The 10,133-nt window shown below is 49.9% G+C and carries 11 protein-coding genes; 9 read left to right on the top strand and 2 right to left on the bottom strand.

Annotated features, from left to right (window positions below):
- Positions 1-326: 326 nt before the first annotated feature.
- Positions 327-521, bottom strand: a complete 195-nt coding sequence (locus Q1B13_RS26370) for a YqaE/Pmp3 family membrane protein (RefSeq protein ID WP_298938305.1) — start codon at positions 519-521, stop codon at positions 327-329.
- Between the two features lie 566 nt (positions 522-1,087).
- Between Q1B13_RS26370 and Q1B13_RS26365 the strand changes: the two genes are divergently transcribed.
- The 4 genes from Q1B13_RS26365 to Q1B13_RS26350 all read left to right on the top strand — a co-directional run bounded on the left by Q1B13_RS26365 (position 1,088) and on the right by Q1B13_RS26350 (position 5,205).
- Positions 1,088-1,702, top strand: a complete 615-nt coding sequence (locus Q1B13_RS26365; RefSeq protein ID WP_299085838.1) for an acyl-homoserine-lactone synthase — start codon at positions 1,088-1,090, stop codon at positions 1,700-1,702.
- Positions 1,703-1,828: 126 nt separating this feature from the next.
- Positions 1,829-3,085, top strand: a complete 1,257-nt coding sequence (locus tag Q1B13_RS26360; RefSeq protein ID WP_299085836.1) for an ATP-grasp domain-containing protein — start codon at positions 1,829-1,831, stop codon at positions 3,083-3,085.
- A gap of 363 nt (positions 3,086-3,448) precedes the next feature.
- Positions 3,449-3,883 (top strand): hypothetical protein, encoded by a 435-nt coding sequence (locus tag Q1B13_RS26355; RefSeq protein WP_299085835.1) that lies wholly within the window; start codon positions 3,449-3,451, stop codon positions 3,881-3,883.
- 593 nt (positions 3,884-4,476) lie between these two features.
- The gene (locus tag Q1B13_RS26350) at positions 4,477-5,205 is read left to right on the top strand and encodes a LuxR family transcriptional regulator (RefSeq protein WP_298938529.1); all 729 of its coding nucleotides are present in this window, start codon (positions 4,477-4,479) and stop codon (positions 5,203-5,205) included.
- 393 nt (positions 5,206-5,598) lie between these two features.
- Here Q1B13_RS26350 and Q1B13_RS26345 read toward each other — a convergent pair whose 3' ends face one another.
- Positions 5,599-6,093 (bottom strand): nuclear transport factor 2 family protein, encoded by a 495-nt coding sequence (locus tag Q1B13_RS26345; protein ID WP_298938528.1) that lies wholly within the window; start codon positions 6,091-6,093, stop codon positions 5,599-5,601.
- 54 nt (positions 6,094-6,147) lie between these two features.
- Here Q1B13_RS26345 and Q1B13_RS26340 point away from each other — a divergent pair, with 54 nt between their 5' ends.
- From Q1B13_RS26340 to Q1B13_RS26320, 5 genes are all read left to right on the top strand, one after another.
- Positions 6,148-7,089: a LysR family transcriptional regulator gene (locus tag Q1B13_RS26340; RefSeq protein WP_299085833.1), complete on the top strand. Its 942-nt coding sequence runs from the start codon at positions 6,148-6,150 to the stop codon at positions 7,087-7,089.
- Between the two features lie 562 nt (positions 7,090-7,651).
- Complete coding sequence (locus tag Q1B13_RS26335) at positions 7,652-7,885, top strand: type II toxin-antitoxin system ParD family antitoxin (RefSeq protein ID WP_366140976.1); 234 nt, start codon at positions 7,652-7,654, stop codon at positions 7,883-7,885.
- Positions 7,885-8,181, top strand: coding sequence for a type II toxin-antitoxin system RelE/ParE family toxin (locus Q1B13_RS26330; protein WP_298938524.1), 297 nt, complete (start codon positions 7,885-7,887; stop codon positions 8,179-8,181). Before Q1B13_RS26335 ends, Q1B13_RS26330 begins: the two co-directional genes overlap by 1 nt.
- Before the next feature lie 113 nt (positions 8,182-8,294).
- Positions 8,295-9,050: a transposase gene (locus tag Q1B13_RS26325; RefSeq protein ID WP_299085831.1), complete on the top strand. Its 756-nt coding sequence runs from the start codon at positions 8,295-8,297 to the stop codon at positions 9,048-9,050.
- A 574-nt stretch (positions 9,051-9,624) separates the two neighbouring features.
- On the top strand, positions 9,625-10,133 hold a 509-nt coding region (locus Q1B13_RS26320), incomplete at its 3' end, for a hypothetical protein (RefSeq protein WP_299085829.1).

The raw sequence follows: 10,133 nt of genomic DNA, 5'->3' as shown, positions 1-10,133 counted from the left end.
TCAAATCATGAAGTCCCAAACCTGGAACGTCGCGAAACAAAGTAGAACAAAAGAAGAACTATGACAATCGGCTGTCCGAAGACGGAGACTAATCTACTCAGTTCAATTTCGTCCTCCGAAATCGGCGAGCGGGACGGCAAGGAGTTAGAGAGTCAGGCGGAAAGGGATTGCTCTTCCGGGGTTGCTTTCGCAGAATGTGGGGCCAGCAGTCTAGCAGCCCATAACACGTTTGACCTTTCGAGGGGTATGTGCCGAGACCGTTTCGAACGCGCAGGAATAATTGGCCAATGCAAGGGGCTTGAACCGAATAGGGTGCCATGTTTGATTTATGACCTTTTGCTGGTAGCCGCCGCGATTTTCTTGTCGGTGTTGTACTGGCTTAAAGAGTACACGGCCCAAATTGCCGCAGGTATCCATCCGATGAGTGTCAGCTGCAAAACCAAACAGAAAATGCCTTGGATTGGCCTTTTGATTGTGAAAAACACTACAAAGGGCAGCAATAGAGCCAGTATCAATCTCATGTTCTAAGTCCTTCATTCTTTGTGAAAGGTGTGAGCAACTTCCGATACTCTGCGACTATCCACGCATAGAACCAGATTGTGATGTCCGGAAATACTCCAATCCTATGTTTAAATAGTCATCCGCTATGGCGACACCAGACTATTTGGATTCGCAGGGCTCTACTGCTTGTTCTCTGGACCCCGATGAGAAAAATTCACCGTCGTGCGAAAACGCAAAGCTGTTGCTTACGAAGAACCCGTTTGGGTTTCCGCTCAACAGAAGGAATCCTGAATTTACAAAAGGCGGTATGGGCGACGGCCGCTTGTCAAATTCATAAGTACCGGCAGCAATCAGCTCAACTTTCTTTAGCAGAAACTGTACATAGACCCAGTCGGTCCGGCTTTGAAAAACTAAGGCGTTAGATTCCCTTCAGCTTCCTGAGAAATAACAATATTTTTGCAGATGCTAGATTCTCGCATTGGCAAATGTCACCCTTAGGTCAATACGTAAGTATTGCAGTAGTGCCAGACTGCTCTACGCCCAACATCCTCCCGATACACATAAGCCGAAACCGAGGGAGGTGGCGATGATAGTAACCGCTCATGCCCATGAAATTGAGGCAAACGCCGAACTATTTGACCAAATGTATCAACTGCGCGCGAGACAGTTTAAGGATAGGAGAGACTGGCAAGTTCATGTCGAAAACGGTCGTGAGAAAGACGTATTCGATACCATGAGCCCGCTTTACGTCTGTGTCACAACCGACGATCACAAGCTCTTGGCATCGCTTCGCTTACTTCCTACAACCGGGCCGCACATGTTGTCGGATGTCTTCCCAGAAGTGATGGGACGCGCGGGGATTGTGCGGAACCCACTGGTTATCGAAAGCTCTCGGTTTTGCGTAGATACGCAAGCGATGAAAGGCTCGGGCACCGGCGGCGTTAATATCGTGACACGCGAGTTACTCATGGGACTGTTTCAAACCGCCAAAGGCGCTGGAATGACTCATGTCATATCAGTGTACGACGTCTTTATGGAGCGCATATTGAGAAGGTCAGGATGCCCTTTCGAGCGTCTTGGACCCATCGTTAAGTATGACGGTTTAAAAACCGTGGCCGGCATGTGTGAGGCCTCCGATGAGGTGATTGCCACCATTTCCTCAAAACATCCGATAACCGCCGCCAGGGCTGCAACCTTCTAAAAGCCAACAGAAGAGCCGCCTAGTTGGGGTCGATGAATACTTGAAAAGAGTAACGGAAGGGAACGGTTTTCGCATCAATGTCGCGACTATCGGAAGCGAATTGTCGGCCGTCGACTAGGCAACAAAATGACACATGTACTCTTCGTGGATTCTAACGTTCCAGGTTTCGACACAATGCGAATAGCCCTAGATCGGGGCTATGTCGTGTCGTTCCTCCAGCCCAAACATCGACTATACACCGACACGGATTTAACCAAGTCCGTCAAAGCAGGCGTTCACAATCTCATATCAATTGAAAATCCGACTTCGTTTTATGAAGTAGCCCGCGCGATGGCATTAATTCAATCAGTTCTACCGATCGACGGCGTCATCACGCAGCTCGAACCTTGTGTCGATGCTGTAGCAAAGGCTTGTGTCGTACACAACATCCGCTTTACAAATGCAACCGCCGTTCAAAACTCAAAGAATAAACGCAAAGCCCGTGAGCTAGTCGAGCAAGCCAAGCTTAAGTCCGGGTTTCACGCTATTGGTAAGACAGCCGACGACGTTGGCAAGATAGCAGCGCGTTACGGAAAGCCCATTGTCGTAAAACCCCAGGTGGCATTTGATAGCATCTTACCTGTCGCTGCTCAAACATCGCAGGAGGCCAAACAGGCTGCCCAAGATATCCTAGACAGAATAGACGACCTTGCACCGGAAATCAGGGGTCAAATCGCAAACGGCCTCCTTGTAGAGGAATTGCTCGTTGGCCCCCTCGTCTCCATAGAGCTAGGCTTGCTCGATGGCGAATTCTTCCGCTTCATGATCTCTGGTCGACCAAGGGCCAAAGCCAATGATTGCATCAAAATGGGTACCTCAATGCCCGCCCAAATATCCTTCGAGGATCAAGAAAACTGCTGCGTGTATGCCGAACAGGTCGCCAAAGCACTTGGCTTGGATATAGGCATCTTCCACATTGAAATGATCCTTACAACCGAAGGTCCTGCGTTGGTTGAAGTCAACCCGAGACTGATGGGTTGTGTCATACCCAGCTTGTACGAAAACGTGACCGGCGATTGCCTTCTTAATCACCTAATTGACATCCATTTGGGGAAGCGACCACGGTGGAAGCCCGTTGCTCCCAAGACAGCTATAACCACCAGAAAGTTGATGCCGACAGAGGATGGTAAATTGCCCACGTTAATTGATCTTCATTGGGTCCATAATCAACCAGACATCATTCAGTTTGATCCCTACAAACTCAACCCAAACGCATCCGTGAAAGCTCATGATATTCTCGCTCGCTTTCAAGTGAAAAGCGACACCATAACAGAGGCGGATTCACGGGCTAACAGATATCTCTCAAAAATGGCAGAAGAACTGCAAATCAAACTTTTTGAATGAACAATCCCACCGAAGATCAGACATAGAAGATCCCGCCAGCACAGCTTAGAGCCCAACGCTTACTTACTACATCAATGCTAATAAGTGCCATCGGCACGAACACTATACTCGTGGCACTGTCTGTTGGTTTTTCTAAGAAACGGTATCAGCAATCGGCGCAGCTGGCGTCTACATGGCACAATTCCTTCCCATTTTTCTTCTGATGCCGGTCGCATGAAGGCTTGTCGATAGATTTGAGTCGAAGAATGTCCTTATAGGATCGAACTAGCTGCAGGTTTCGCCACGTTGCTGGTGGGGCTAGTTGTCGCAAACAGCGCATTCTACCTCGCATACTCCCTACTGTTCGTGCGCGGTTTCTTTGTCATGAAAACGAAAGTCGCACGCGATGTCGCGTTGAAAAACTTTCTTGACGATGAATTCGTTGATCGGGTCAATAACGTGGTTATTTCAGGTAACTACGTGGACCAGGTACTGGGCGCTGTCGTTGGTTTCGCTCTTGTTTTAGTCCTCTCCTTCACAATAATCGCCACTGTCAATGCGGGTACCTACATTGTATCGGCATTCGCATGTGCCCTGCTGCCCGTCGCAGCGGCCGTCCGATCAGATACGGGCGGTTACATTTCGCTCTGCAAACGTTGGGAAAAGGTCGTCCTATCCAATAAAATGATCATGCACTCTATGATTACTTTGGGGCTTTTGGTCGTCTTCTTACAGGCGTTAATCAAGTCGCGCGCGTCTGGTAGCCGTTGGCCTGGCTCAACCTTCCACCCCAGTATGGATCTGTTTCGGAAGCTGTAGGCGTGTTTGGCATTGTCGCAGGCGTTGTATTCGTCAACCATCGATACACAGCCGAACGCAACTCCCGCCGCCCGCTATCGTTGATTTTTATACTTGCGTCATTGGCGATCCTAATGCCCTTCCTCACCCAAACACCAATTGTCACATTCGATTTCTACTTTGCGTTCATGTTAGCGTTTGAAGTCGCTTTCGTAGTTTCGATGAACGGGATTCTTAAAAACGCAAGCAAAGAAGATGTCCCGTGTCTCATGGTTATTTATATGGCGTGGTGTTCGGCGGCATGGCCACCACGACGATCATAATCGGCTTCGCGGCTAGTCAGTTTCGACTGTTCACCACCGCCGTCACTCTGACCTTTGTCTCCAAAGCGCTTGTCCTTCGCCCACACCACCCCAGAGCAGCGAAATGCAGACTATGTCTTCGTGTGGACTAGCTAAAACTCTCCGTGTGATTTGAATCCTCAAACCCACATCAAATAGTATGCGATACAAAGCACCTAGCCTCGTCGCTTTGCGTAGCCACGACTACTCAATATCTTTTAAGATGTAACAGCATCCGGCGCAGTATCATGTACTTCAGGAGATATTGAACTAATGAAGTTAGCCATATCAGAAGCGTTTGTTAACGACTCCACCGCTTTTCGGAAATCCAACGACAAACCGGGTTTCCTCAGCGTCTTTGGTCGCCGCTTTGGGTTATCCAACATCGCCTACATGCACTTGCCATCACTGGTCAATTCGCAATCAGAGACTGGACTTGTCACGACATACTCAAAGGCATGGGAGGATCGCTATGTGGAGAAAGGGTATGATGAACGCGACCCTGTTGTGAAAAATAGCTTCAAAGGAGTTTTACCGTTTGACTGGAGTGCAATAACCAACGGTGATCGATCAGCCATCAACTTCTTTGGTGAAGCTGCTGAATTTGGAGTGAGCAAACAAGGTGTTTCAATACCAATAAGAGGTCCGGAAGGGGATCAAGCATTGTTTTCCGTCAGCTCCAACGAATCCGCCGGAGAGTGGCGTTCAATCAAGCAGCACCTCCTACCCGACCTGACCTACCTCGGATTCCTGGTTCACTCCGCTATTGTCAAAAAACCCACGGGAAACGCAGTAACTACTAAACTGTCGCCACGCGAGAAAGATGTCTTGTTATGGGCAAGCTACGGAAAGAGCTGTTGGGAAACCGGCAAGATTCTTGGACTGAGTGAAAGAACAGTGAATTTTTACATTGGCAATGCGTCTGCAAAGCTGGGTGCAGCCACAAAAACCCAAGCTGTCGCCATTGCACTTCGAAAATGCTTAATACTTCAAACTATATGACACCTACATCAATTCGGGACAACAATACTCCTAAGAGTACCGCGTATCTCCGCACCACTCGCACAACCAACCTCCCCGGCGTTGTCGACCGGCGCGCAAGTCTCACGCTTCTCCTCATTCGCTCAAAACCGCTTCTTCCTCCTGCTCAGAGGCAAAACTGGCTACTGGTGAAGTGTATTTGATTGGTAAAACGGAAACCGTGTTGATTTTGTATCCAACACGGGTGCCGCTTGAGTACAAACGATTGAGCTACACGGACGGGCAGTCGTCATTTCGGAGAGCTGTACTCAGCTGATGCCGATCTTCGAAACTCTGTTGTGGGTCAGAATCTGCGACGCGCAGGGTGAGTTTTCAAATGTGCCATAGACCTGTCTCTTTTCGAGCCTTGGGGCGTTATTGAGTGATTTCGAAATGGCCTTCGCGTATCAGAGCTGTCCCATCAGGCTGCAATACCCACAGTTCATCTAAGATGATGCCTTTTGCGTTATTCATTTTCCAGTCTGCAGAAACGCTGGCGGCTGTCAGTGTTTGGTCAATGACATGGGTCGTCGTGTTGATATAGACCACGTCATTGAAGCCTTTCGAAATTATGCTAGTCCAAAAAGCTTGGATCGCCTCGCGACCTTCAAAGGTGCCAAATGGCTTAACTACCATAATCGCATTTTCTTCGTACATTTCAGCCGCGCCAGCCGCGTCTCCTGCGTTGAAGGCATTGCGCCATGCTAGGCTACCTTCGGCGACAGCGATACTAAGCGCCGTTTCACGCGCCGCACTTGTGGCCGGATCTGCAGTCAGGGATTGTGCCGGCACGCTTGTGGCTAGTATCGCGGCAGGCATGGAGCACGTAGCTTTTTTCATTTTGTAATCTCTGCCTTGATTTGTTTGCATTTGGTCGATGAGCCGTATTTGGAGTATTTGTGTTGCTTAAAAAAGCGACCATAAATGAAATCACTGTTCAATGTTGGAGAACAAATAGCCGTGCTCTCAACGCTACCTTTAAATTTTGTTACTATTGTCGAAACGGGTTCAATCACCCGGGCAGCGGATGAGTTGGGCTTGGCAAAGTCAGCAGTCAGCCAGAGCCTGAAAAAGTTGGAAGCACAATTGGGTATCAAATTGGCAGTGCGCACGACCCGGCACCTGTCGCTAACCCCAGCAGGAGAACGGTATTATCGGCGATGCAAAGACGTGCTCGCGTTGGCGAAGCAAGCCGCAACTGAGATGGAGGCGTATGGCGCGATACCGTCCGGTCCAATCAAAATCACCGCACCCCATGTCCTGATTGCGCCGATCATTGCCCCAGCCATGGCCAAGGTTATGCATCAGTTTCCAGAACTTGAGCCGACAGTGATCGCAGATGACGCCCGGTTGGATTTGATCGCCGAGGGGATTGATGTCGCAATTGCGGTAGGCGTTTTACGCGACAGTAACCTTCGTGCCCGCAAAATAGGGTCACTACGAGACATCCTGTGTGTCGCCCCTTCGCTCATGGCGCACGCGCCGCCTTCGGATACCCCTGAGTTTGCAAAATGGGTACAAGGCCTGCCTTACATCGCGCATGTGCGAGAGCCGTCAGCAGTAATCCATTCTATTCCCACCAAAGATCACACGAAACCCGTAACCTTGAAATTCAATCCAAGTTTTTGCTGCAACACGCTTGATGCCATTGCCGCTTGCACTCGGGAAGGACTGGGGGTCGCATTTCTACCTGACATTCGTGTCGCACAGGAAATCGAAGACGGGTCACTGGTGCGACTGTGCGAGCAATTACTACCCGATCCGACACCAATCCACGCTGTTCACACCTACGACACGTTAGTTCCACGCTCCGTGAAAGAGGTGATTGAAGCCGTCCGAGCGGCTTTGAGCGGGCGTACGTCATAAAACCTGATCATATGGAAGAATTCCCAAAGCAGTCGTTTGCACTGTTAGAATTGAGGTTGATACAATCGATCATGATAAGAGACACTTGGGCTTTGTCGCAAACTTAGGAGTGGTTCGAAGCTACGGATTTGAAAAAACAACCAATCGGTTGCGGGGCCGAGACATTTCAAACAGTGTAGTCGAACTAGTCAATGTCGCGACCAACGCCATAGTTGGTACCTGCGCACTCTGCCCACTCGTTTAGTTGATCTGATTGGATGATCGATGCATGGATATTATCAAGTTGCCATGCACTAAGAATGCTGAGCGATCAGGTGCGCATGAGGGCATTAGCGCGTCCGATAAGACAAGATTATTGGACATAGACGGAAATTATTGAGAGGGACGCTTTGATATCCAAGGTCTGGATGGAAAGCGGACTTGTGTGAAAGGGTTTGCGCGGAATTCTGAAAGGGAAGGAACTAGATACAGCGTATTTCTCCCTAGTGAGTTAGAGCCACTTGCATCGGTGATCAGAGTTGACAAAGTTTGCCAAGACCACCAGATTACCGGTATGGCGACAATGAACGTATCCCTTCCGGACCCGATGAAATCCTGGGTCGAGTCCCGCACAAAAGACGGGCGCTACAGCAATGTTAGTGACTATGTTCGCGATCTGATCCGCAAAGACCAGGAGCGGGAAGGGGCTATATTGGAACTTCAGGGCCTTATCGAGGAGGGGATTTGTAGCGGTGCACCCCGACCGTTCGACATGTCGGGCTTCATTGAGCGCAAGGTTGTCGGGCACGACAATTGATGCGCAATATCGAACTGCGTCCGAGAGCTGAGGCTGATCTGGATGAAGTTTGGATTTATACTGTTGAAACGTGGTCCGTGGCTCAGGCAAAGGCTTATCTGATTGGATTGGGTGCATCGCTTGAGTTGATTGCGGAGTTCCCTGATTTGGCCCGGTTGCGGTTAGAGTTCACACCAGCGGTGCGGATTCACCCCTACAAAAAGCATCTAATCATATACCAATCTGACGATACGGCAATTGATGTCGTTCGTATCGTTCACAGCATGGCGAACTGGTCTGATTTCCTGGCTGATTGAGGGTTTTGCCAATGCTTTCCGCTCTGAAGATTCTGGCTTACTTCGTTGAAAAACTCTTCCTTGATCGAGACCTAAGTAGCTGATTCAATTGGTTCTGTAGGGAGGGGTTGGCGATGTTGGGACCAAGGCAGGAAGTACAGGCAGCGCTGTTCTACGAGTTCTCGCTGGAGGATCATGTCCCACAAGATCACCTTTTGAGATCGATAGATCGATTCGTTGATCTGGGCAGCATCCGCTCACATTTGGCGGACTTCTATAGTCACACGGGCCGCCCTTCCATCGACCCCGAACTGCTGATCGCGGACACCGCCTACGGTTCCGGCCCGATGCTGGACTGGCTGGTGAAGCACAAGATCGCACCGCACATTCCGGTCATCGACAAAGCTGGACGAACAGACGGCACCTGGTCCCGCGCTGACTTTGAGTGGGACGCGGCAAACAACCAATACATCTGCCCCGAAGGCGACGCGCTCAAGCAATTCCGCCACAACTACTCCGACCCAAACCGTGATCCGACGGGAAAAGGTGTCGCGAAATACCAGGCCCTCAAACACACCTGTCAGGCCTGCCCATCCAAACCCAAATGCTGCCCCAACGCAGACGCGCGCAAGATAACCCGCGAAGAACACGAAGATGCCCGCCGGGTCGCCCGCGACATTGCCAAAACCGAGCAATACGAAATCTCGATGAAGCTCCAAAAGAAGGTCGAGATGCTGTTTGCCCATCTCAAACGCATCCTTGGACTGGGTCGCCTCCGATTACGTGGCCCATGCGCCGCGAACGACGAATTCCTCCTCGCCGCCACCGTCCAAAACCTCCGCAAACTAACCAAGATCTTTCCCGCACCGCAGCAAACGCGCAAAGTCTGATAGCAAAGGCCCTCGCGCCCTCTTCAAGACGCCAATTTCTGCGCCAGCAACACATTGTTTTTCAACAGAATCGGCGGAAAGCGAAAGTTCGCTGTGATTGCGAACTCAAATGACAGTATCTGCGTTAGCGACAAGGCCTTGAAGGCGTCCGGAGCTTCATCGACATCACATCCGGCCAGCTTTGGCTCCGACGTGTTGTCAACATGACCTGGATTTCATTTGAGACCCCACGCGACGCCGTTGAGACTGTGCGCTCCACAATCCGACTTCATTGTCAAAAGCTGTTGTGGCTAACTAATCCTCCCAGAACAGTCCACTTCCTGTTTTGGGCGAACATGACACTTGGGAGTTTAGCTAATGAGTCGCTCGAACCAACTACTTCGGCTGGATGGCTCAATACATCCCGGAAGAAGAACACTCGATGCGTTCGCTGGCGTGGACTTGCCCTTTTCGAGTGAAGCTAAACTCCAAAGTGTTTGCGGCTGTGCTCAGATCCAAAATCCCGAAGAACCAGCAAGAAACTTCGAAATGCTGAAACCCTCAAATACATGGTTGTAAATCTCTCTTGGCTCCAATGGAAAACAAACCTAAATCTGTAGAACTCTTCGAGTACTCTACCCTTGACTTTGAATGTCAGCATCAATTTGACGCATTTTCGCAAGCAGCCGCCCCTATTTGTGACCTTAAGAAACCCCGTTCTATCAATAGCGGTTTTCGTGCTAAGTTTTCAGCTTTCGACCTCGGCGGGATAGATATTATTGATTGGGAGGTTGATCCAACTAATAGCGAAAGAACGAATGATCAGATCAGAAAGACCGATCTCGACAATTGGGCAATCTGGTTCGTTCGGAGTGGGCGCTTTTACAATGAGTACAATGATCGTTCGGTAAAAGCAAAAACAGGGGATTTAATGCTCGTGTCGCATGCACAACCATGGAAATCACGTTGGGAAGGACAGAGCTTTGTGTCTATAGGACTTAATCGTGATAAGTTTTCCTGGATGGCACCATCTCTTGATGAAGCCAATCGTTCGGTGCTCAATGGCTCCCTGACGGGGTTGCTTAGAACGTTTATCTCGACACT

Origin of the sequence: uncultured Ruegeria sp. (assembly GCF_947489545.1) — a bacterium.
Classification (GTDB): Bacteria; Pseudomonadota; Alphaproteobacteria; order Rhodobacterales; family Rhodobacteraceae; genus Ruegeria.
Note: the sequence above shows the minus strand (reverse complement) of the source record. Positions and strands in the feature narration are given on the sequence as shown.